The following is a 23,332-nucleotide window of genomic DNA, read 5'->3' as shown; positions in this document are numbered from 1 at the left end:
TCTCGTGCGCCAAATTCTACACAGCGTCGATTTTTCTCATCGCAGTGTCGAGTTCATGGTCACGCGGCCGGGAAAAAGAACTCGACGGGACGAACCTGGGCTTGTACCTTGCACTCGACCGTGACACCGCCCCAGGAGGTGAGACCCATGAACGCTGTATCGACGTGGGTGCTCCCCCTCTCAGTCACGGCCGGGCGATTGACGTAGGTGTCGCCGGGAGCGCCTCGACCACAAGGCACTCCCGAAAGGCACCACCTATGCACTCTCAGCAGTTCACCCCCGACTTCGACGTGATCATCGCCGGATGCGGACCGACCGGCGCGATGCTCGCCGCCGAACTGCGCCTGCACGATGTGCGGGTACTCGTCCTGGAGAAGGAAACCGAGCCCGCGTCGTTCGTGCGCATCGTCGGCCTGCACATCCGCAGCCTCGAACTGATGGCCATGCGCGGACTGCTCGAGCGCATCGCCGAACGCGGAAGACGGCGCCCGGCCGCCGGCTTCTTCGCCGCCATCGACAAACCCGAGCCCAAGGGCCTCGACTCCGCGCACGCCTACCTGCTGGGCATCCCGCAGCCGATCATCGATCACCTGCTCGAACAGCACGCGATCGAACTCGGCGCACAGGTCCGGCGCGGCCGCGCGGTGACCGGTTTCGACCAGGACGACGACGGGGTGACCGTCGAACTGACCGGCGGGGAGCGGCTGCGATCGCGTTATCTCGTCGGCTGCGACGGCGCACGCAGCACGGTGCGCAAGCTGCTCGGCGTCGGCTTCCCCGGCGAGCCCTCGCGCACCGAGACGCTGATGGGCGAGATGGCCGTCGGCGTACCGCAGGAGGAGATCGCCGCCAAGGTGGCCGAGATCCGCGAGACCACCAAGGTCTTCAGCCTCGGTCCTTTCGGCGAAGGGGTCTATCGCGTCGTCGTCCCGGCCGCGGCGGTCAGTGAGGATCGCGCGGAACCGCCCATCCTCGAGGATTTCAAACGGGAGCTGCGCACCATCGCCGGAACCGATTTCGGCGTGCACTCCCCGCGCTGGATGTCCCGCTTCGGTGACGCCACCCGGCTGGTCGACCGATACCGGGTCGGGCGGGTGCTGTTGGCAGGCGACGCGGCGCACATCCATCCGCCCGCGGGCGGTCAGGGCCTCAACCTCGGCGTTCAGGACGCGTTCAACCTCGGCTGGAAACTGGCCGCGCAGATCCGCGGCTGGGCGCCGGAACCTTTGCTGGACACCTATCAGACCGAACGCCATCCGGTCGCCGAAGACGTACTGGACAACACCCGCGCCCAGATGGAGCTCTCGTCCACCGAGCCGGGCCCGCGGGCCGTACGCAGGCTGCTCACCGAATTGATGGACTTCGACGAGGTGAACCGCTTCCTGATCGAGAAGATCACCGCGATCGGCATCCGCTACGACTTCGGTGACGGCCACGACCTGCTCGGCCGCCGCCTGCGCGATTTGGACCTCAAACAGGGCAGCCTCTACGACGAACTCCGTCAAGGCCGCGGCCTTCTCCTGGACCGCACCGAACGTCTGACCGTCGGCGGCTGGTCGGACCGGGTCGATCTCATCGCGGATCCCACCGCCGCGTTGGACGTTCCGGCCGTCCTGCTTCGTCCGGACGGGCACATCGCCTGGGTCGGCGAGCACCAGCAGGACTTGAACGAGCACCTGTCCCGCTGGTTCGGCAAGCCTGTCGACTGATTCCCTGAGGGCCTCCTCGCGAATCGGCGAGGAGGCCCTCAGGGTCAGTGCGATTCTTTCAAGGAATGCTTCTAAGCGTTCTGAAAACAACCCCAGGGTATAGGGCGTTATACACTTAAAAGAGTCAGCGGCCGGACGGAACTTCGGCCGCTTCGACCGACCGTCGATCCTCCAGGACGCGCTGTTTCGCGTTCTCGATGTGCCGGCGCATCCGGGTGGCGGCCTCGTCCGCCTCCCCCGCCACCAAAGCGTCGTAGACCGCGCGATGCTCCTCCGCCGCCAGCCCCGGCGCTCCCCTGGCCGAGCCGAGCTTCGCGAAGAACCGGAAACGCTGCACCTGGCCGCCGAGCGATCGGTAAGCCTTCTCCAGGAACGGATTGTCCGCCTGCGCGGCGATGAGCAAATGGAACCGCTCGTCGATCGTCCAGTACGCACTGAAGGCCGCGGTGTCCGGCGACGTGGCCGCGCGCGCGAGGTCGTCGACGCTCTCCAGGACCTCCCCCAAGAACTCCGGGGTCGTCCGGCGGGCGGCCTCGTAGGCGAGGGCGGGCTCCAGGACCAGACGGGCGTCCATCAGCTTGATCAGCTCGAACTCGGTGAGCAGCGGGGCGACCCGATAGCCCTTGAGCGCCTCGCGGCGGACGAGCCCGGTGTGCTCCAGCCGTGCCAGCGCCTCCCGGAGCGGGGTCTGGCTGACGTCGAGTTCCCGTGACAGCGCACCGATGTTGACCGGCTCGCCCGCGGACCATCGGCCGTCGGTGAACTGACCCAGCAGCACCTCGTACATCCGGTCGGCGAGCGGCTGCCGTCCGGACCTCCGCGGGGAAGCCATGTGTCCCTCCTTAGTCGCATCACGATATCCCGCGTCTCCGGATGCCTTGATCTTGCCTCGCTATAGTATTGACAAGAATCCTATAGTATCTGCATCGGACTGCTTCGAACAGGAGAAACGAACCGGATGACCATGCGCGTACTCGTGACGACCTCGTATCTGAAGCCCGGCGGCGAGGTCGACAAGCTGCTCTCCGACGCGGGTTTCGACACCGCCTTCACCACCCCCGCGCAGCGCGAGGCCACCGGCACTCCCCTGGCCGACCTCGTCCGTGACGCCGACGGGATCGTCGCGGGCACCGACGCCTTCACCGCCGACGTCATCGAGGCCGCGAGCAGGCTGAAAGTGTTCGGCCGCTGCGGCGTCGGCTACGACAACATCGACCTCGACGCGGCGACCCGCGGTGGTGTGGCCGTCACCTACACCCCCGGCGCCAACCGCCGTTCGGTCGCCGAGCACGTCCTGGCGCTCATGCTCAACTGCGCCCGCCTGATCCCGCAGAACATCGCGAGCGTCCAGGCGGGCCGCTGGGAGCAGCGCAGCGGGCGGGAACTGGACGGCGCGATCCTGGGCCTGATCGGACTGGGTTCGATCGGGAAGACCGTCGCGCGGCTGGCGCTGTCACTCGGGATGCGGGTCGTCGCCCACGATCCCTTTCCCGACCAGGACTTCCTGGCGGAAACCGGAGTCGAAGCCCGCACCTTCGACGAGGTACTGGCCGAGGCCGACTTCCTCAGCCTGCACATCTTCCTCGACGACTCCACCCGTCACCTGATCGACGCGTCCGCGCTGCGAAAGATCAAACCCGGGGCTTTCCTGATCAACACGGCGCGCGGCGAGGTGGTCGACGAGGAAGCCCTCGCCGACGCGCTGGAGAACGGCGTGCTGGCGGGCGCCGCCCTGGACGTGCTCACGGAGGAGCCCTTGCCACTCGACAGCAGGCTGCGCGGCCTCGACAACGTCGTGGTCACCGCCCATATCGGGGCCGCGACGGAACAGGCCCGGTCCCGGTCGAGCCTGATGGCCGCCCAGCAGGTGATCGACGCCCTCCAGGGCCGCACCCCCGGCAACCTCGCCAATCCCGGGTACCGCCGATGATCCTCCACAATGGACTTCGCCTGGACGCCAATCTCAAGTGGCTGTTCACGGAAATCCCCTTCGAACAGCGCTTCGACGCGGCCGCGGCGGCGGGTTTCACGGCCGTCGAGTACGCCTCGCCGTACCCCTTCCCCGCCGCCGCACTCGTCCGGCGCCTCGCCGACGCGGGCCTGACCCAGATCCTCGTCAACTCCCCCACCGGCGAGCCCGGCTCTCCCGAGCGGCTCGGCTACGCATGCCTCCCCGGCCGGGCGGCCGAGTTCCGCACCGGCGTGGAACTCGGGCTCGAGTACGCCGTGGCCTTGGGCAGTTCCTTCCTGCACCTGCCCGCCGGGATCCGGCCCGCCGACATCTCGCGGGACCGTGCGTTCGCGCAGTACGTCGCGAACATCGCGTGGGCGGCGGATCAGGCGCGCGGCAGCGGCGTCCGACTGCTGCTGGAGGCACAGAACAAACAAGACGCGCCAGGCTTCGTCCTCGACGATCAGGCACACGCGGCCGCGGTGGTCGACGCGGTCGACGAGGACCACGTGAGCCTGCTCTTCGACGTCTACCACGCCTCGATCGACGAGAAGGACGTTGTCGCGGCGCTGCGGGAGTTCCTGCCCCGGACCGCTCACGTGCAGATCGCCGACTCGCCCGGCCGGGCCGAACCCGGCACCGGTGGCATCCCCTGGACCGACGTCTTCGACACCTTGACGTCCGGGGGCTACCAGGGGTGGATCGGCTGCGAGTACCAGCCCGCCACCAGCACCGAAACGGGGCTGGACTGGATCAAGGAGCAGATCCGATGAGCCCGCGCATCGCGCTGATCAGCGCCACGCCCGCCGCCATCCCGCCCGCCGTCGCCGCGCTGGCGACGGGATTCCCACAGGCCCAGCCGTGGAACATCCTCGACGATCGGCTGCTGGCCGACGTCGGCGAGCATGGCCGCACCCCGGCTTTGGACGACCGGATGCGCCGCCTCATCGGCTACGCGATCACCGGCGGCGCCGACGGAGTGCTGCTCACCTGCTCGCTCTACGGCGAGGTCACGAAGCAGGTCGACGCTCCGATCCCGCTCTTGGCTCCGGACGAAGCGGCCTTCGACGACGCGCTGTCCAGCGGTCACAGCAGGATCCTGGTGGTCGCCTCGCTCGCTTCGGCCCTGAGCGACTCGACGGCGCGTTTCGAGCAGGCTGCGCGCGAAAACGGGGCCGTCGTCGAGATCGGCGGAGTACTGGCACCGGACGAGCTCGTCGAAACCTGCCGGGCGTCGGCCGCCGGCTGGGACCTCGTCCTGCTCGCCCAGTACTCCCTCGCTCCGGCCGCGGAGGAGCTGTCCGCGGCGCTCGGTGTGCCGGTCGTGTCCGGGCCGCGCAGCGCCGCGGCGAGATTGAGGGCGGTGATCGGGGAATGACCGGCGTGCTCGGCGCGATCGCCGACGACTTCACCGGCGCCACCGACGTCGCGGTCGCCTTTCGCCGCGGCGGCCTGCGCACCCTGCTGTTCTTCGGCGTGCCACCCGAAGCCGAGGTGCTTCCGCCACACGACGCGATCGTGATCGCCCTCAAGAGCCGCGCGATCCCGGCCGCGGACGCGGTCTCGTCGTCCATGGAAGCATTGGAGTGGCTGCGAAACCGGAATGCGGAGCAGATCTACTTCAAGTACTGCTCCACCTTCGACTCGACGCCGCGCGGCAACATCGGCCCGGTTCTCGACGCGCTGTCGCAGGCGACGTCGTCCAGCAGGGTCTTGATGACGCCGAGTTCGCCGGAGCACGGGCGCACGCAGTACCAAGGACACCTCTTCGTCGGTGACACCCTGCTGGCCGAATCGCCGCTGCGCGACCATCCCGCGACCCCGATGACGGACTCGCACCTGCCTCGGCTGCTGCGGGCGCAGACCACCACACCGGTCTTCCTCGTCACGCACGACGTCGTCCGTCGCGGTGAAACCGCCGTGCGCGAAGCGATCGACGGCCACAGTGGCTACGTCCTCGTCGACGCGCTCACCGAAGAAGACCTGCGCCTGCTGGGCCGGGTGGCGGTGAACTCGCCGCTCGTCGCGGGTGCGGCAGGCCTCGCGGCCGGACTCGCGACCGCGCGAACCTCCGGCACTCCCCTGGCGAGCGGCACGCACGCACCGACCGGTCCGGCCGTGGTGCTGTCCGGAAGTTGCTCGGCGCGAACACTGGAGCAAATCGCCGTCATGCTGCGGCTGGGCCGTCCCGCGCACCGGCTCGACCCGGTGGCGACGCCGGATCCGGACGCCCTCGCGGCGGGAGCCCTCGCCTGGTACGACTCCTTGACCGACGCCGTCGGGCCTTTGGTCTACTCGTCGTCGAATCCGGCGGATCTCCAACGCACGCAAGAGAAACTGGGCGTCGCACGGTCGGCCGGAATCCTGGAGGAAGCGACCGGGCTCATCGCCCTCGGCCTCGCCGGACGCGGTGTCCGCCGTCTCGTGGCCGCGGGTGGTGAGACCTCCGGCGCGATCGTCACCGCACTCGGCGTCCGCGGCGGTGTCATCGGTTCGGAAGCCGCATCCGGGGTGCCGTGGATCCACCCCGTCGGCGACCGTCATCCCGCCTTGTTGCTCAAGTCGGGCAACTTCGGTGAACCGGACCTTCTCGCGACGGCATCCGCCTCGTGAGCGGCGACAGGCTCCACCGCGAACGCGTCATCGCCGCGGCCCGTTCGCTGTACGACCGCGGGCTCACCCACGGCCGCACGGGCAACATCTCGGTGCGCCACGGCGAACAGATCCTCGTCACGCCCACCGGGGCCTGCCTCGGCACCGTGCGGCCGGGAGATCTGTCGGTCATCGACGCCGACGGAAACCACCTCGCCGGCCCGCCGCCGTCGAAGGAAGCCTTCTTCCACGCGATCGTGCTGCGGCAGCGGCCTTCCGACAACGCGGTCGTGCACACCCACTCGACGCATTCCGCCGCCGTCTCCTGCCTGGACGGCCTCGACCCGGACGACGCCATCCCGCCGCTGACCGCGTACTTCGCGATGCGGGTCGGCCGCCTCCCCCTGCTCCCCTACCACCCGCCAGGCGACCCCGGCGTCAGCGAGCCGATCGCTCGCGCCGCCGTCGATCATCCGGCGCTGCTGCTCGCCAACCACGGCCCGGTGGTCGCCGGGACGAACCTCGACACCGCACTGGACGCCCTCGAAGAACTCGAGCACACCGCGGAGATCTTCCTGCTCCTGCGAGGCCTTTCCGCCCGTCCGCTGACCGATCGCCAGCGCGACGCCCTCCACTTCCCACCCGTTCGAAGGGACACCCCATGATCACCCTCTTCAGCGCCCTGTCCGTCAAGAAAGCACTCGACGACGTGCTGCTCCACGCGTTCGAGAAGAAACACGCGGTCGAGGTCGACGTCACGTTCGACCCCACCACCCTCCTGGTCGAAAAGATCCGCGACGGCGCCAAGCCCGACGTCGTGATCGCGGTGTCCAGTGCCTTCGCCGGACTAACGCCAGCCGGCGCGATCACCCCCGATTCCCGTGTGGTGCTGGCGAAAAGCGGTATCGGTATCGCCACCGCACCGGAGCTCGACAGCCCCGACATCGGCACGGTGGACACTCTCCGCACGGCCCTCACCTCGGCACGCTCCGTCGCGTACTCGCGCAGCGGCGCGAGCGGCATCCACTTCGCGCGGCTGATCCAGGACCTGGGCGTCGCCGACGAGGTGAACGCACGGGCCACCATCGTCGAGAAGGGCTTCACCGCGCTCGCCGTCACCGACGGCCGCGCCGACCTCGCCGTCCAGCAGATCAGCGAACTGAAGTTCGTCCCGCAGGCCCGGATCGTCGGCCCGCTCCCCGACGGGGCCCAGCACTACAGCGAACTCTCCATCGCGCTCGGCTGCGCGGCCCCGCCCGAAGCCGCGGACCTCCTGCGGTTCCTGTCCGGACCGGAGGCGAAGGTCGCCTACCGCGACGCCGGCCTCGTCACCGACGACTCGTCCCGGGCTCGCGGATGAACGCGATCCTGGCGCTGGGCGCGTTCATCGCCGCCATCGTCGTGTGGAACGCGGTCTTCAAACGCAACATCGGCGAAGCGATGGTGGTCGGCTTCCTCGTCACCGCCGCGTTCGCGGGCACGGACTTCTTCGCCGTCGCCTGGAAAAGCCTGGTCGACGGGCTCAAATCCGAGATCACCTTCGCCGCGCTGGCGTTCGTCTTCGTCAGCGAACTGCTCACCAGGACCGGCCTGGTGCAGCGGATGGTGGACATCCTCAGCTCGTTCCTCGGCCGACGCCGAGGAGGGTCGGCGTACGCGGCCACCGTCGCCTCGGGACTGTTCGGCGCTGTCGCCCACAACGGCGCCGCGATCGTCGCCACGGTCGGGTCGATCACCATCCCCTGGATGAAGCGGTCCAAGGCCAGTGGCGAAACAGCGGCCCTCGTGCTGTCCGGGAACGCCGGCGTCGGCGCCACTTTCCCTTTCAGCGGCGCGTTCTTCATCCTTCTGGCCGCGCCGACCGTGCTGCCGGTGCTGGACGCGGGCGACATCGTCGCGACGATCTTCGTCACCGGCGCGTGGATGGTCGGGATGCGGCTGATCATGGCGTACGTCATCGTCAAACGCCGCGGCGTCCAGGCGATGGAGCCGCAGGACATCCATCCGCTGCGCTCGTCGTTCAAGGTCGGCTGGCCGTCGCTGGTCGTCCTCGGCTCGATCGCCGTCCCGATCCTGCTCACCGCCCCGCCGACCGCGGACTTCGTCTCGGCCCGCATCGGCATCGACGCCCCCGACGCGATCCCGCTGCTCATCTGGCTGCCGATCGTCATGCTGCTGGTCGGCCTGCTCGTCGAGCGGAAGGCGCTGCCGAAGGGCCGGGCGCAGTGGTGGGACCTGTTCGGCGCGGTCGGGCCCAAGCTCGGTCTGGTCGGGGTCACGATGATCTCCGCGTTCGCCGCGTCGAACGTGCTGAAGACCCTCGGCCTGGACGATCAGCTCAAGCCCTACCTCGAAGGACTCACCGGAGTCTCCCCGCTGGTGGCGGCCATCGTGGTCGGCGTCGTCATCGTGCTCGTCGCGGGACCGCTCAACACGACGTCCACGGTCGCCGCGGTCGGCCCGGTGGCGTTCGCCGCCCTGACCGCGGCCGGTATCCCTCCGCACGTCGCCTTCGCCGCCATCCTCGTGTGGGCGTCTTCGGAGGGCTGCTCCCCGCCAGGCGCGGCACCGCTCTACGTCGCGGCGGGCATCGCCGAGATCAACCCGGTACGGATCTTCGTCCCGGTCGTCCTCTACTACCTGTTGCCCACCCTGCTGTTCGGCGTGCTCATGGCCGTCGGCGTGCTGTGGCTCCCTGGAGCGTGATCACCGTGTACCGGATACTGCTGGCCGCGACCAGAATCTGCCTGTTCGCGTTCCTCGTCGGCGGCTTCGTGGTCGTCGCCGGGCAAACGCTCGGCATCGTCGTCGGCTTCGGGCCGATCGTGACGACGTTCGGCACCGATGTCGCCGACAGCGTGTGCGTCATCGCCGGCATCGCGGGGATTCTCGCGTTCCTTACCTGTTACGCCGGAGCCGGTGGCGGCGAGGTCGCCGCCGTGGCGGCCGATCTGGCGGCGACCCAGTCACAGCCGGTGGGGCGCTGGACGCTGGCCGCGGCACGCGGCAAGGAGACGGCCGGCGACAACGCCTTCGTCGACGCGCTCGAGCACGCCCTCGGCTCGCTCGGCCGCAGTCCTGGTGTCGAAGAGATCGTGCAGGAGATCAACGTCTACTTCACCCAGCACGGCAGGCGACAGTGCGCGACGTACTCCACGGTCGACAACCCGGGTACCGGACCGTTCTTCCATGTCCCACGCGGCAGCGGGGCCGTCGACCACGCCCGCATCGCCGAGTTGCATCGGCTCGACAACGCCCGCTTCGGCATATCCGGTCGCGGCGTGCGGAATGTGAGCGACCCGGGAGACTACTTCGCCGCACGGACGACGGCGCTCGCCGAACTCCTGTCCTGGCTGGGATCCGGCACGCACGACCGCCGCGCCCGGGTCGTGGTCGGCGATCCCGGCTCGGGCAAGACCGCGCTGCTGGGCAGGCTGCTCATGCTCACCGACCGGCGTCACCCGGCCCGCCGTCATCTGCGCCCGGAGCCCGAACCCGGACCCGAGATGGACGTCCTGGCGCTGCACGCGCGCGGGGACGACGTTTTCGCCGAACTGGCCACCGTGCTCGGAAACCCTCGAGCGAGCCATGACGAACTCCAGCTCATGCTGAGCGTGCGCGACACCCCGCTCCTGGTGATCGTCGACGGTCTGGACGAGGCCCCGGACAGCGGGCACTTCGCCAGGATGCTGCGGCCGTTCACCACGCTTCCCGAAGTGCGGCTCGTGATCGGCTCGCGCCGTCCGCTCCTGCCGGAATTGGGCACGGGAGTCGCGGTGATCGATCTGGACGCCGCGGGCCATCTCACCTCCAAGGACCTCGCTTCCTACGCACGGGACGTCCTCCTCGACGCCCAGGACCCGGACAGCCTTTCCCCCTACCGCGGCCGATTCGAGGACGCCACCGAGGTCGGCGAGGTGATCGCCGCATCGGCCGGTCACATGTTCCTCTACGCCCAGGTGACGGCTAGCGCCGTCGTCAAAGGCCAGATCACCGTCGACACCACGGAACCCGGCTGGAAAAACCGGCTGCCGAACGACATCAACCAGGCCTACTCCACCTACCTCGCCCGGTTCGGCGACCAGCGGAGAAAAGTCGAACGCCTGCTGCGGCCGCTCGCGTACGCGCAAGGAGCCGGTCTGCCCCGGTCGGCCGTCTGGTCCGCCATGGCCACCGCGCTCTCAGGCGAGCGGTGCACCGCCGAAGACGTGCACTGGCTCCTCGAAACCGCGGGTGAGTACATCGCGGAACGCCCTTCGGCGGACGGTCCCGTCCACCGGTTGTTCCACGAAACCATGGCGGGCTACCTCCGCCGTTCCTTCCAGGACGCGGACTCTCACCGGGCGATCACCTTCGCGCTCCTGGATCTGGTGCCCGCCGATCCGTCCGGCCGTCGCGAGTGGACGGTCGCGCACCCGTACCTCCGCCGCCATCTGGCCACTCATGCGGCCGCCGCAGGCCTGCTCGACCGCATGCTGGCCGATACCGATTTCCTCGTGCACGCCTCCCCGGATGATCTGTTGCGGGCCCTGCACGGCGCGCCCGTCCAGACCGGCGGCGCGATCTATCGGGCGTCCGCGTCCGTCCACCGTCATCTGGATCATCGACGCCGTCAGCAGCTTCTCGCCATGGACGCCGCCCGCTTCAACGCTGGAGATCTTCACCGCGATCTCTCCCGGAACCTGGTCTGGGCCACGCGATGGGCGACAGGCCAACAGATCAGCCCCGCGCTGAGAACGACCCTCCCGGGCGGCGGGAGCGTGACGTCGGTGGCCTGCACGAGCGTGCGCGGCAACGCCATGGCCGTCACCATCGGCGCCGGACGGACGGTCCGCACGTGGGAACTCACCACCGGGCTTCCGGGTGCCACCTTCGAGCTTCCCGAATCGGACCCGGTCTCGTGCGCCACGGCTCCGGATCGGCCGCTGGTGATCATCGGGGACGACGAGGGGACGGTGTGGACGTGGGACCTGATCACCGGCGCCCGGACCGGGTACCCCAGCGAGCAGGACTGCATCCACGCCGTTGCGTACGGGACTCTCGACGGCGTTCCCATCGCGGTCACCGGCGGCGAAGACGGCTCGCTCCACGTCGTGGATCTCGTCACCCATGACCGCACCGTCCTGAATGGACGTCGAGGGTGGGTCAAGGCCGTCGCCTACGGGTTGGTCGCCGGCCGTCCGACAGCTGCAACCCTCGGCAGCGACGGCGTGATCCGGCTCTGGGATCTCGCCGAGGGCACGTTGTCGAGGCTTGTCGGCCCGCATGAGCAGGCGATGGACCTGGCTCTCGCGGAACTCGACGGGGAACCGGTGGTGGTGACCGCGAGCGACAGCACCAAGGTCTGGGATGTCCGCACCGGCGCGGCACGCGCGGAGATGGGCCGCGGCGACGGGTGGGCCAATGCCGTCACCTGCACCATCCTCGACGGTCGGCCGGTCGCCGTCATCGCCAGTGACCAGGGGACGGTCCGCGTTCGCGACCTGGCGACCGGCGAGTCGCGCGCGACCCTCACCGGGCACCGGAGCTGGGTCAACGCGGTCACCTGTGTCGAGGTGGACGGTCATCCGCTCGCGGTGACGGCGAGCGACGACGGGTCCGTTCGCGGCTGGGACCTCACGATCGCGGCCTCGGGTGGACTGGCCGCGGCCGGTCACACAGCCGAAGTCACGGCCCTCGACGGAGCCGTCACGGCCGGCCGCACGGTGGTGGTCAGCGTCAGCGAAGACCGGACGGCCCGCGTCTGGGACATGCTGACCGGCGAAATCCGCTGCGTCCTGACCGGTCATGGGGCGCCCGTGTACGACGTGGCGTGCACCGTCGTCGACGACCGCCCCGTGGCTGTCACCGGAGTGGGCGACGGCACGGTCGGGGTGTGGGATCTGGACACCGGCCAACCGGCGTACACCCTGCAGGGGCACTCCGGGCTCGTGTATCTCGTCTCGTGCACCGAAGTGGGCGGCAGGCGAACGGCGCTCAGCGCGAGCAGCGACGGGACTGTCCGGGTGTGGGACCTCGCCGCCGGTGACCTCACCTGGGTCCTCGATGAGCACGAGGGACCGGTACGTACCATCGCCGTCACCAGCGTCGGCGGCGACCCCGTCCTGCTGACCGGTGGGCACGTGGGTCCGGTACGGATGTGGAATCTGGCCACCGGTGAGATGCTCGCGACCTTGCCGGACTCCGCCGGTGGGGGTGTCATCGCCACCACCACGATCGGCGGCCGACCGGTAGCCGTCGTCAACAGCCTGCGCGACAACAGCACCGGTGTCTGGGACCTCGCCGCTTTGACCCGCACTCCCCTGGCCGCGCCACCCGCGCACGCGCTGACCGTCCAGGAGTCGGTGCGAGGGAACGGTCCGGTGGCCGTACTCGCCTGTCTCGACCGGACCGTTCAGATCTGGGATCTGGTCCACGACGAGCGCCTGTCCACGCTGCACGGCCTCGCCGAACCGGTACGCCGGGTCGGCTGCCTGACGATCGACGGCCGTCCCGCGGTCGTCACCATCGGAAACGACGACACCGTGCGGCTGTGGGACCTGGGGACCGCCAGGGAGATGGCCACGTTCGACTTCGCGGGCCCGGTCGGCTCGGTGCGGTACTTCGCGCAAGAAGCCCGGCTGGTCGTGGCCACCGGCTGGGATCTCGCTGTACTGGAGAAAGCGGGACACGGGTGACCCGGCCGCCGGTACCGCCCTCGACACCGGGTCTAGGATCCCCGCTTGTGACGGACGAGAGACCGCTCCGAGCCGATGCCCGCCGTAACCGGACAAGGGTGTTGGAGGCTGCGGAGCGCGTCTTCACAGCCAAGGGCACCAGTGCGCCGACCGAAGTAGTCGCCCGTGAAGCAGGCGTCGGGGTCGGCACGGTTTTCCGGCACTTCCCGACGAAGGAAGCCCTGCTGGAAGCCGTTCTTTACGCGCGCCTTCACCGCTTCGCCGACGAAGCGGAAGCCACCGTCGCCGCTGAGTCGCCCGATCCGGGAGTGGCGTTCTTCGGCTTCCTCACCGGCTGGATCGAGATGGCGGGCGCCAAGAACGCCTACTTCGAAGCCCTGTCAGCGGCCGGAGTCAGCGTGCCGACCACGGGATCGGTCATCGGCGTCCGGCTCAAGGAGGCGCTCGGCGTACTCCTCAATCGCGCGCAGGACACCGGCGACGTCCGCAAGGACCTCTGCGTCGACGAACTGATCCCCGTCATCATCGGCACGGCGAAGGCGGCGGAGCACGCCGGACCCGAGTTACGGACCCGGACGATCTGCATTCTCTTCGACGGACTTCGGCCGCGTCAGGCGTAGGGATCCATCGTCGGCCGCTTCGGCGCAAGCGCGTCTCCAGAGGACTCGCCACGCAGCCGTCGCCTGATCCACGGGACGGCGTGCTCCTTGCCCCACTGCAGGTTCTCCGTACGCCGTGCCTGCGGGCTGAGCAGCGGACGTGGTCCGAGTTCGGCGGGCGTGAGCTTGTGCGGTTCGCCGAGAGCGTCGAGGACGGCGATGGCGATCTCGTTGTGCCCCAAGGAGTTCAGGTGCAGGCGGTCCGGTGCCCACAGGCGCCGGTCACGCAGTTGACGCATCGACCACATGTCCACGAGCAGTGCCCCGTGCCGCGCAGCGATTCCGCGGACGTGCTCGTTGTAGATCGCGACGCGGCCCCGGATCCGGCGGAACAGCGCGTCCTCGACCCCGTCGACACCGGTGAAGAGAACGACGCGAGCGCCGGTGGCGACGATCTTGCCGACCGCGGCGTCGTAGTCGTCGAGGAGGGCGTCGATGTCGACCTTCGGCCGCATCAGGTCGTTGCCGCCCGCGTACAGCGTCACGAGGTCCGGGTTCAGCGCGAGCGCCGTGTCGAGCTGTTCCGCGAGAACCTGCCCGAGGAGCTTGCCGCGGATCGCGAGGTTCGCGTAGCGGAAGTCCTGGTGATTGCCCGCGAGCTGGCCCGCGACGCGGTCTGCCCAGCCGCGGACGCCGTTGGGGGACGACGGGTCCTCGTCGCCGACACCCTCGGTGAAGGAATCACCTAGACAAACTAAGCGGTTGGTCATACGCCGATGCTACTGGCGCAGTCCGGTCCGGAGAGCGCTGGGGCAACCGCGACCGTGTCCTGGGCGTACTGAGGGCATGACGTCTTCGAGGTCCCGGCTGCCCGGGATGGCCGTGTTGTGGCTTCCGCTGATGTTGCTGGGGTGCGGGCTCGCGGTGCTGTGGCTCGGTGTTTCCCTCGCCGTGGATGTCAACCGCTCGGCGGGGCTCCTCCCGGGAAGGGTCGTGGCGACCACGTTCCGGATGGGCCCGATCACGGACGTCGAATACACCGGACTCGACGGGGTGACGAGGACGGAAACCTTCGAGCACCGCAACGGACGCAAGATCCACCCGGGGAGCCGGGTACACATCCGGGTGTGGCCGGACGAGCGACGCGCGGAATTCGACGAAGGTGACAAGCACACCGGCGTGATCGTCGTGGGCAGTGCGCTGACCCTGGTCGGCGCGGGCGCCACCGTCTTCCTGGTGCTGTGGCATCACGGCGTGCGGATGGAGAAATCCCGAGCGCGGGCCCACCTGTGGTGGTGCTGGTTGGTTTCCTTCTGGCGGTGACGTCCCGCGATCGCCGGTTCGACGGTCGTGGGGACCCTCTGGCAGTCCGTCAGGTCCCCACGACATCGCGGGTCACCGCTTGACGTAGAGGTCCCACGTGTAGGTCTCCGCAGAGCAGAAGTAAGCCTTCCACCTGCCTTGCTGCTGGCCGGTGTGGCCGTTGAGCTTGCAGTCGCCCTCAGTCGACCAGCTGGACTCGTAGTAGTACCTCGGGTCGACGCCCGCACTGGCGGGCTGCGCGAACGCGATCGTTGACGCCAGCGCGCCCATGACGGCGGCGGTTGCCGCGATCTTCTTCTTCACTTGTACATCCCCAGTTTTCTGTTGGAACACGTGCTCGCGCAGGTAATCACGAAACGGGCTCGCTTGTCTGGCGAACGGGCGGATTCCCCGGAAGGCGCTCATGCCCATCCGGGTCGGCGAGGACGACGAGCCTCAGCGGGTCCCGGGTGAGAGCACGTAGGAGAACCGCCGGACCCGCGGCACCCAAGTCTGGAAAGCACGGACGTCGGGCAGCGTCACCGCGGCGGTGAGCTCGTCCAGGCTGGCGTGAAGGTGCTCCCACTGCACGGCTTCGTCCGCGGGAACCCGGCCCACGGCCTCGCTCATCCAGTGATCGTCTCGCTCCACTGGCCGCAGTCGCCCGACGAAGTCCCCCCATGGTGTCTCCGGCGCCGCCCGCAGCAGCGCGTCGGCGAAGCGGCCGAGCAGGCGGCCGTGTGCGGTGCACGTTCCCAGCAGCACGGCCACCGCCTCGTACTCGCCGCCGAGGAACGTCGAGGCGTCGGACAAATCACGGGTGGTCCGGAGCATGCGGTACAGGTTGATCAGGCGCTTCGCGTCCCGGGGTGTGTCGATCAGCCTGTCCAGCTTCGACAGCAAGGCGATCTCCGGATCGGTCAGCGGCCGCGGGACCTCGGCCGGGCGATCCGGGTCCAGTTGCACGGCCATCTGTGAGCCGGGCTCGACCGGGATGTGCGGCGCCGCAACACCCGATGGGGTCACGACGCTGGTCTCCTCGTCGTGCGCCCGCGCGGTCGGCCGCTGCTCACCTGTCTCGGCGACGGCCGGGGTTTCGGCCATCGACCACAGCAGCCGTTGAAGGCTGCCCGCCGGCATCCGCGGCAGCACAAGCGGAATGTTGAGGATCTTCTCCAGGTAGTCCTCGGGCGTCACATGCCAGCCGTCCGCGCGCACGACGGCGTCGGCTTCGATCAACCGGTCGTAGTGCGTGCTCAGCGACCGCAGCAGCCACCGCGGGTCGACCCCGACGACCACCACGAACAAGTCGAACGCGAGCAGCAGGTGCACGGCCTGCAGGACGTCGACGACCTGTTGCGGGCTGCACCGGTCGAGGTCGTCGATGTAGAGCACGATCCGGTCCAGCGGGCGGGTGCCCTCCTCGCCGTCGGCCACGGGCGCGCTCATCAACGCGACGAGCTTTTCGAAGTCCTTGCGGATGGTGGAGATCAGGCCGAGGTTGCCCCGGTAGTCCTCACCGCGCGACCGTTCGGCGAGGAAGGCGTAGAGCCGCCGGCCCGGGGTCAGCTCCGTGAGCTGCCGGCCCAGCTCCCCGATCCGGGTGACGACCTCAGCAAGCTGCTGTTCGGCGATCTGCTCGTCGGCTTCAGCCTTACGCAACGCGAGCAGCTCCTGCTGGGCGCCTTCGACCAACCCCCCGCGCAGGTCCTCGGCGAGCACCCGCAGGCGGCGCAGGCCGGCGCGCGCGAGACCCACCATCGCCAGCCCGGTCGTGGCCAGAGGGACGAACACGGCGCCGACGCCGGCCAGCCACGCCTTCACATCGGGCATGAGGGCTGTGAGTGCCACGCCGGCCACCAGCACGACGGCGGCGGTGGCCAGTGCGGCCTTGCCGTGCCGGTAACGCGCGATCCGGCTCAGCGCCTCGGTTTCGCCCTGCGCGCCGCGCATCTCGTCGGCCAGCAGCCGTCCCTGATCGGCCAGGTCGCCAACACCGAGTTTGCTCCACAGCCCGTCGTACTCCTCTTGAAAGGCACGTGACCTCCGCAGCGCGCTCAGCAGGTCGCCGATCCGTACCTTGCGCTCGTGTTCGGCTTCACCGATCCGGCGTTTCAGCACGGCGGCCTCGGCCTGGGCGCGTTCGGTCACCGCGGTGAGCTGCTTGCGCTGTTCCAGTTCGGCGGCCAGTTGCTCGCGCAGCCGGGCTCCTTCCCGAAGCCGAGCCTGGTGCTCGGCGTCCGGTTCGCCGGGGCGCCGAGCGGGTTCGGCGAGCTGCCGGAAAATCTCGTCGCCGAGGCTGGCCCAGAGGTTGGCGTCGGCGTAATGCCAGGCGTTGAAGCCGACCTGGGCGATCTTCGCGCAGTGGCCGGGGTTGCCTTCCAGAGCTTTGACCTGGCCGCGCAGCATGCCCATGAAGAAACTCTTGCCGGCGCCCCACTCACCGAAGACGCCGATCGACAGCGGCAGTGGCGTGTCCTTGGCGGCGATGACCGTGGCCAACATGGAGACGTACGGGGTGACGCCAAGGTGGTCCTCGGTCAGCGGGATGCTCTCGTTCGGGTCGACCAGGTCACGGGCGACACCGCCGGCGAGCTCGTGGTCGGAGAACACCGGCACCAGCGGGACCGGGGACGGCTCGGGCACGATGGAATCCGGTTCGGACAAGGCCTCAGAGCCCGATACGTCGGTGGCCCATTGCTTACGGATCGCGTCGATATTGCTGGCGTAGTCGGAGAACAAGATGACTTCGCGGAGGCTGGACTTCGCGGCCAGCGCGCCCCGAATGACCGCTCGGGCGGAGATGGACGCCTGCAGTCCGAGACGTCCGGTGGCGAACAGCGGGAGTGCGATGGCGGACACTCCGGCGCTCGCGGCCGTGATGATGGCCGCGGTCGTCGCCGTCGTGATCGCGTCCGGGGTCGGGTCGTTGTACTTGTCGTGGGGCGTGGCGAGGACGGCGAGGCGCAGCCGCCGACCGCCCGTGTGCGCGCTCAGGTCCAGCACAACGGGCTCGGCGGTGGTGATCGATGAGAGGTCGACCTTGCGCCAGGCGGCGCGGGGGAACTTCTCCTTCATCGCGTCGCCGACGCCGCCGTAGAGAGCGCCGACGGAGATCGCCAGCGCGTCGACCGGGAGGTCCCACGGTTGTTCGGTCAGCGCGACGGCGTAGGAGACCCCGTCGACAGTCTGGAGCGGAACCACGTCGTCGCCGAACTCCTGTGCGTTCATCTATTCCTGACTCGTCGAGAACGGGGCCTCCGTTACAACCGGATCCGGCTTTCGCCCGATCGAAGGGCCGCCGGGACGGGCGGACTGATCATCTCGAGACGGCGCTAGTAGCTGCACTGGACTTCGAGATCGTCGACATACTTCGTGCCTTGACCAGGGTCTCCCACTCCGGCCAGTGTGACAACGAACCGCAACGCGGTGTCGCCTGGGCGCAGCGGAATGTCGGTGAGGGTGACCGGCGCGTAGCCGGTAGGGGGAAGCGGCACCGAACTTGTCGTCGCACGATATTCGCCGCGCTGGTCAATTGCCGAAAACAACGTGGCACCCTGGGCGCAGAGCCCGTGGGCGATATGAATGCGAGCCGAGCACGCAATACTGTTAGCGGGTATTCCGACCCAGATCCCATACCGGACTGTCCCATAGTGCGCGTAGAGATAGCCAAGGCACTGTCCGGTGCGCGCCCAGGGCTGATAGCCGACGTCAGTCGCGACTCCGTCACCTTCCCGAGTCAGTGTCCACGCGTTGCGCTGGTCAGGAGACTCAAAACCGTTGTGGTAGTACATGATCCCGCCGGTCGGGGCGGCGGATGCGCTCGCAGCCCCAGGTAGCAGAACCGCTCCGGACGCCAGCAGCGCCACCCCGGCCCGCGCGAAACGACGGAGTCTGTTCCCCTCGTTTCCCCAGATGATCACGACAACTCCCCCTCATTCGGCCTCAAGATCCGCACCTTGTTACTACCATGAATTTGCGCGCTCAAGACCTGGATTGCGACTACGCGCCCCTATGGCCGCCCCTAAGTGCCGAATCTCCGACTCGATGACCTAGGCGACTGTTGACCTATTGTCTCCATTGCGCGCGTCATTCGTCCGCAGCCGCGTGTTTCCGAGCAGATCCACGACGCCTTTCCGTAATCCCAGAGGGCACGACCATCGCCGCTCTGTGCCACGGACCGGCAGCACGTCTCGCCGCGCTGGAGCGGACCGACGGCCAGTGGCTGTTCGAAGGCTATTGACGGATCTGCCGGAAAATGTCGGTGATCGCTCCGAGGGGGCGGGTTGGGTCGGTGTACTCGATCTTCTCTTTCTCCACAAAAGTGCCGTCCGGTTTGCGGGTCGTGGTCTTCTCGTACCTCTTGATGCCACGGGTGGTGCGCAGGTACATGCCGTACATGCAGGCGATCGCGATGATCCCGACCTCGATCACGGGCAGTTTGCCCTTGGTCTCGGTCAGCACCGCACGAATCCGGTTCTGCTCGGACTCGTCCGACCAGGCTGCGGAGAGCACGGCCAAAGCAGCGCTTTCCAGCGCCCGGGGATCGCGTGTCAGGTCGGAGTGGACCGCGTCGACACGGTCTTTTCCGGCGGCGTCGTACATCTTCTCGAGCATGTCTTCCGGTGGCAGGTCATCGAGCCGTTCGGCCAGGTAGTAGCGCAGCGCCTGATGGACGCCGTCGGTGTCGATCGCGCGAGTGTTGAGTTCGTCAGCGAATGAGGGCGTCATCGCCAGTCTCCTTCGAGGATGAGGGCGTGGGCAGACCATGCCGGGCTGCCTTGGTCGATCGCGTGCCGCACAGCCTGCCGGACACACTCGCCCAGCCCGGCCTCCCGGGCCAACAGGCGCGCGCGGATGTCACCGAGGATCGGGAGGACATCGGAGGCCATGATGTCCCATTGCGGCGCGACGTAGGCTTGCAGGCCGACCGGGCTCAGGACGTTATAGAGACCCAGATGCTCGCCGAGGCCGACGATGTGGCCACCTCCTGTGCCGCAGGCCGCGGACAGGATCACCCGGGGCGCTTTGGTCAGTTCGGCGTACTCCCGCCATCCGAACCGATGCACCCGGCCACGCGCGCTGGACGCGGCGACCGAGTGCGCGAGCGGTAGCGCGCCATCTGCTGCGAGCATCAGCGCTACCTCGGTCTCCGACGCGCTGGTGTACCCGTGGGTGAGCAGGGTCGCGAGATCGACCTCGGTCATCAGGCCTGTCACCGCATCACGATCTGCCGCGACGCCTTCCAGCGCGCGCACGCCGTCACCGCAACCGGCCACGTACCGGGCCATCGCGTCGGTGATCTCTGCTGAGTCGCCGACACGCGGCACCGCGACCACACCCTCGCTGAAACGTTCCTGCAACCGCTCACCGGCCACAGTGGACAACAATGCCACCCATCCCGGCTCGTAGGAGCAGGTCACGCGGTCGAACGCGGCGGTATGCCAGGGCAGTTGCCGCCAGCCGGAGAACGGGACGACCACCAGATGGTCATCGTGGGTGAGTCGACCGTCGAGCAGCCGCTCCAGCCACGCCCTGCAGGTCTGCCACTCGGCGACGCCGAACGGGTCGCCTTCCCGCCCTGGCCTCCACGTCGACAACCGCGACCGTATCCGCGACGCCAGTCGAGCGAGGTCGACGTCCGGCAGCGGAACGACCGCGCTAGCGACGGCCCCGGCGGCGTCGACCACGGTGAACAGCGCACGTGTACTGATACCGTCGGTCACCCATTCAAGCACCCCGACCCGGCCTTGGCTCGGCGCGATCTCGGCCACCACATCGTCGTCGAGTCCGTGCCGGCACCACGCCGGTTCCCCATCCGAGCGTCGAGCATTCCGGCCGGCGATCCCCCGGCGAAGTTCACCGGCAAGCCGCAGGTCCGCCGGAGTGGCAGCAGGTTCGGCGAACATCGCACTGGTGACCAGATCGACCTCCCGGGCAGTGTGCGTGCCAGCCAGCGCGGCGGTGCGCATGTTGCTGTCGTGGCCGAGCAGCAGCGCAGGGTTGCCCAGTTCTTGTTTCAGCAGATGTCTTGCCGCGAGCAGTTGGTCGGCTGCGATGAGGTGCGCCGCGGCGAAGAGATGGCCTTCCGTAGTCGTGTGATCGCACATTTCCGCCATCACGGACGCCAGGCGTTGCCAGGAGTCCAGGGCTTCGTCCGGCCGGTACACCTGGTCGTACAACGCTGCCACGTGCAGCGCGCGGCTCGCCGTGGAAACGTCTCGCTCAGCCAGTGCCTGGTCGAGCACATGCTCCAAGTCGGCTCGGACGCGGTCGAGAAACTCACGGAGGGCAGGGTCGGACTCGGCTATGCCTGGTGTGAGGAGCGCGGTCGCCGCGAACATGTCCCGTTCGGAATCCGCCAACTGGCCATCGCCGAGCGCGTCGCCGATCAGGTCATCGTCGGGATCACGACCGTTCAGTGCCTGGCACCACATCGTCTGCGCCGCGTACCTCCCGACCGGCCATGTCATCCTGTCCCGTAACGCACCTGTGTGAGCCGCGCGTCCATGGCCGGCGGCCTCCCTGTACCTGCCGAACCGCAGCAACGTCGCCATCAGCGACTCATGCAGAGGCGGTTGAGGGTTGCCAACCTCCGCGAGCAGTGCCTCCAGCCGCGCCAGCGCCGCCACGGGCGAACCGAGCTCACGCTCCAGCCGCGCACGTACGATCCCCAGCGTCTGCTTGCCTCCGGGCTCGTCCAGCACCTCCCGCGGCGCCGAATCCAGCAACTCCAGTGCCTCGACCTTCCGCCCGAGTGCCCGCAGGGCCATTGTGCGCAGCTGGAGCATCTGAACCTGGCGGAGGAGCGTAAGACTTTCTTCTTGCGGCCCCGGCGTTTCGCCGGCCTCTTCAAGCAGGCGCGTCGGCATGCGCATGTCGAACAGCTGGCGGTAGTACCACAGCGACACACCCGCCACCTCCGTGTCCGGCACGGCGGCACGCATTGCCTCCACAACTCTTTTGAGATCGTCGGCACGACCCGCTTCGATCAGCGATGCTGCCATCGACTTCGCAATGGCAAGAGAGTCGGCCGTGTCCGGACGATCGGCCCGCATCACCTCGATGGCCCGGTCCGCGGCCTGCTCGACCCGAAGGTCGGGAACCCTCATACCGCTGAAGATCGACGCGAACTGCTCGTCGAAACCAGCGTCATGGAACGCATCTTTCAGACACTTAACGAACGATTCGATGTCGAGGGCCGGGGTCACGCCATCCCTGTCGGCCATCAGCGCGTCGCCGAGCAGAAACGCACCGGCGAAGCGTGCGCTGTCGGGGGGCACCGTGGCGCGGAGCCTCTCCGCCGAAACCGCCAGCGCGGGCACGTCGGACACACCGCAGCCACCAGCGAGTCGCATAGTCAACTCCCGCGCCAACCAGATACACGCCCATCGGTCCGCCAGCGGATCCGGCCGGCCAACCCGTGCATAGAGGCTGGCGCGCAACGCCTCCCGGCGGTACACGTCCATACTTCCGAGCACCGCGCTTGCCGGACCCGGAAGTTCTTCCAGACCTGCGGCGAACCGGAGCGGATCCCCCACACAGGCCGTGCGATCCACATACTCGGCCAGATCCTCCTCGAACGACCCGACCCCCGCGCCGTTCGTCCAGTCAATGAGCATCGCGGCCCAGATACCGGACTGCCGCGACGCGACGAAGTCTTCGAAGTGTCCCCGGCCGGGACCCTGTACGACGAACCTCATCGACGGCACCCGACCGGTCAGTGCCACCCCCACCGCGGCCATCACCGGCGCGGTGAACAAGCGCCAGTTCTCTTCTAAGAAGCCTGTGTCACCGAACCCCTCGGGACCACCGGTCAGCACCGGGAGAAAAACTCTCAGTCGCCGGTCGATCAGCTCGCCGACCACCCGCCGCAGCTCCTCGGCATCCGCGACGACCTTGACGTTGGCTGCCGCATCGGCTGGTAGACCGGCAGTGGGGTCGCCGGAATCACCGTGGGCAACGTAAACGCGGCCCGTGTCCCCATCCAAGAACACCAAGCCGACTCGAGCATTCAAGCGGCAGCCCGCCTCACACGATGCATAGTCGAGCTCGCCGGTCAACAAGTTGACGACGCCCTGCACGTCGAGATCTTCGATGATGCGCCACTCACCCCGCCCGTCGAGTATCGGCACGGGCGCCCCGCACACGCAAGTCACCATCGCGCCAGTCTGACGCGACCAGACCCTGCCCGATCGCCACCGCGCCCAAGCAGCCCTGACCAAACCTCACCGGAAACGGCACCCGGCTCATGCCGGTCGGTGCGCGTGCCCGGCTTCGTGGTTGAGCGGGAGTTACCTTGAGCCGGTGACGCCGCGCCGGATTGATCCGGCTGCGATACCACGGCACTTCCCTCTCGTATTCGACACAGGTAAAGCCAGCGCACATGCCGCTCTTCCACGGTCTTCTCCCAGGGAACCGACGAATACATGGCTCCCCACCCCTGGTTGTCGACGACGGAGATCGGGGGCCGTGGCCCTGCAACGCACTTCTGATGTCGCC

18 protein-coding genes are annotated in these 23,332 nt (G+C 68.5%); 11 read left to right on the top strand and 7 right to left on the bottom strand.

Translation table 11 applies throughout. The features are described from left to right. Positions 1 to 257 precede the first annotated feature (257 nt). Positions 258 to 1,709 (top strand): rifampin monooxygenase, encoded by a 1,452-nt coding sequence (gene rox / locus HDA45_RS41195; protein WP_184904869.1) that lies wholly within the window; start codon positions 258 to 260, stop codon positions 1,707 to 1,709. A 124-nt stretch (positions 1,710 to 1,833) separates the two neighbouring features. On the opposite strand, the gene HDA45_RS41190 is transcribed toward rox, so the two are convergent. Then, the gene (locus tag HDA45_RS41190) at positions 1,834 to 2,541 is read right to left on the bottom strand and encodes a GntR family transcriptional regulator (protein ID WP_184904867.1); all 708 of its coding nucleotides are present in this window, start codon (positions 2,539 to 2,541) and stop codon (positions 1,834 to 1,836) included. Between the two features lie 126 nt (positions 2,542 to 2,667). On the opposite strand from HDA45_RS41190, the gene HDA45_RS41185 reads away from it, so the two are divergent. From HDA45_RS41185 to HDA45_RS41145, 9 genes are read left to right on the top strand one after another with little or no spacing between them, the layout of a single operon-like run. After that, entirely contained in the window at positions 2,668 to 3,639 is a 972-nt protein-coding gene (locus HDA45_RS41185) for a phosphoglycerate dehydrogenase (RefSeq protein WP_184904865.1), read from the top strand. Continuing rightward, a complete protein-coding gene (locus HDA45_RS41180) occupies positions 3,636 to 4,433 on the top strand; it encodes a TIM barrel protein (protein WP_184904863.1) in 798 nt (265 codons plus the stop codon). The genes HDA45_RS41185 and HDA45_RS41180 overlap by 4 nt, the downstream gene beginning before the upstream one ends. Then, a complete protein-coding gene (locus tag HDA45_RS41175) occupies positions 4,430 to 5,038 on the top strand; it encodes a hypothetical protein (RefSeq protein WP_184904861.1) in 609 nt (202 codons plus the stop codon). Before HDA45_RS41180 ends, HDA45_RS41175 begins: the two co-directional genes overlap by 4 nt. Then, positions 5,035 to 6,273, top strand: a complete 1,239-nt coding sequence (gene otnK, locus HDA45_RS41170; RefSeq protein ID WP_184904859.1) for a 3-oxo-tetronate kinase — start codon at positions 5,035 to 5,037, stop codon at positions 6,271 to 6,273. Before HDA45_RS41175 ends, otnK begins: the two co-directional genes overlap by 4 nt. Next, positions 6,270 to 6,917: a 3-oxo-tetronate 4-phosphate decarboxylase gene (gene otnC / locus HDA45_RS41165; RefSeq protein WP_184904857.1), complete on the top strand. Its 648-nt coding sequence runs from the start codon at positions 6,270 to 6,272 to the stop codon at positions 6,915 to 6,917. Before otnK ends, otnC begins: the two co-directional genes overlap by 4 nt. Further along, positions 6,914 to 7,612, top strand: a complete 699-nt coding sequence (locus HDA45_RS41160) for a molybdate ABC transporter substrate-binding protein (RefSeq protein ID WP_184904855.1) — start codon at positions 6,914 to 6,916, stop codon at positions 7,610 to 7,612. The genes otnC and HDA45_RS41160 overlap by 4 nt, the downstream gene beginning before the upstream one ends. After that, on the top strand, positions 7,609 to 8,958 hold the full coding sequence (locus HDA45_RS41155) for a TRAP transporter large permease subunit (RefSeq protein ID WP_184904853.1): 1,350 nt from the start codon (positions 7,609 to 7,611) through the stop codon (positions 8,956 to 8,958). The genes HDA45_RS41160 and HDA45_RS41155 overlap by 4 nt, the downstream gene beginning before the upstream one ends. 5 nt (positions 8,959 to 8,963) lie before the next feature. After that, positions 8,964 to 12,929 carry an NACHT domain-containing protein gene (locus HDA45_RS43140; protein ID WP_184904851.1) on the top strand — a complete coding sequence of 1,322 codons (3,966 nt, stop codon included), beginning with the start codon at positions 8,964 to 8,966 and terminating at the stop codon, positions 12,927 to 12,929. A gap of 47 nt (positions 12,930 to 12,976) precedes the next feature. Continuing rightward, positions 12,977 to 13,549 carry an SbtR family transcriptional regulator gene (locus tag HDA45_RS41145; RefSeq protein WP_184904849.1) on the top strand — a complete coding sequence of 191 codons (573 nt, stop codon included), beginning with the start codon at positions 12,977 to 12,979 and terminating at the stop codon, positions 13,547 to 13,549. On the opposite strand, the gene HDA45_RS41140 is transcribed toward HDA45_RS41145, so the two are convergent. Continuing rightward, the gene (locus HDA45_RS41140; protein ID WP_184904847.1) at positions 13,540 to 14,298 is read right to left on the bottom strand and encodes an SGNH/GDSL hydrolase family protein; all 759 of its coding nucleotides are present in this window, start codon (positions 14,296 to 14,298) and stop codon (positions 13,540 to 13,542) included. The genes HDA45_RS41145 and HDA45_RS41140 overlap by 10 nt on opposite strands. A gap of 76 nt (positions 14,299 to 14,374) precedes the next feature. On the opposite strand from HDA45_RS41140, the gene HDA45_RS41135 reads away from it, so the two are divergent. Then, entirely contained in the window at positions 14,375 to 14,851 is a 477-nt protein-coding gene (locus HDA45_RS41135) for a hypothetical protein (protein ID WP_184904845.1), read from the top strand. Between the two features lie 72 nt (positions 14,852 to 14,923). On the opposite strand, the gene HDA45_RS41130 is transcribed toward HDA45_RS41135, so the two are convergent. From HDA45_RS41130 to HDA45_RS41110, 5 genes are all read right to left on the bottom strand, one after another. After that, positions 14,924 to 15,154: a hypothetical protein gene (locus tag HDA45_RS41130; protein ID WP_184904843.1), complete on the bottom strand. Its 231-nt coding sequence runs from the start codon at positions 15,152 to 15,154 to the stop codon at positions 14,924 to 14,926. Positions 15,155 to 15,286: 132 nt separating this feature from the next. Next, positions 15,287 to 18,061 carry a P-loop NTPase fold protein gene (locus tag HDA45_RS41125; protein ID WP_184904841.1) on the bottom strand — a complete coding sequence of 925 codons (2,775 nt, stop codon included), beginning with the start codon at positions 18,059 to 18,061 and terminating at the stop codon, positions 15,287 to 15,289. 104 nt (positions 18,062 to 18,165) lie between these two features. Then, the gene (locus HDA45_RS41120; protein WP_184904839.1) at positions 18,166 to 18,753 is read right to left on the bottom strand and encodes a hypothetical protein; all 588 of its coding nucleotides are present in this window, start codon (positions 18,751 to 18,753) and stop codon (positions 18,166 to 18,168) included. Between the two features lie 313 nt (positions 18,754 to 19,066). Continuing rightward, a complete protein-coding gene (locus HDA45_RS41115) occupies positions 19,067 to 19,561 on the bottom strand; it encodes a hypothetical protein (RefSeq protein ID WP_184904837.1) in 495 nt (164 codons plus the stop codon). Continuing rightward, on the bottom strand, positions 19,558 to 22,965 hold the full coding sequence (locus tag HDA45_RS41110; RefSeq protein ID WP_184904835.1) for a CHAT domain-containing protein: 3,408 nt from the start codon (positions 22,963 to 22,965) through the stop codon (positions 19,558 to 19,560). Before HDA45_RS41110 ends, HDA45_RS41115 begins: the two co-directional genes overlap by 4 nt. Between the last annotated feature and the right edge of the window lie 367 nt (positions 22,966 to 23,332).

Origin of the sequence: Amycolatopsis umgeniensis (assembly GCF_014205155.1) — a bacterium.
Lineage (GTDB): Bacteria > Actinomycetota > Actinomycetes > Mycobacteriales > Pseudonocardiaceae > Amycolatopsis > Amycolatopsis umgeniensis.
This window is presented reverse-complemented; position numbering and strand designations above follow the sequence as displayed.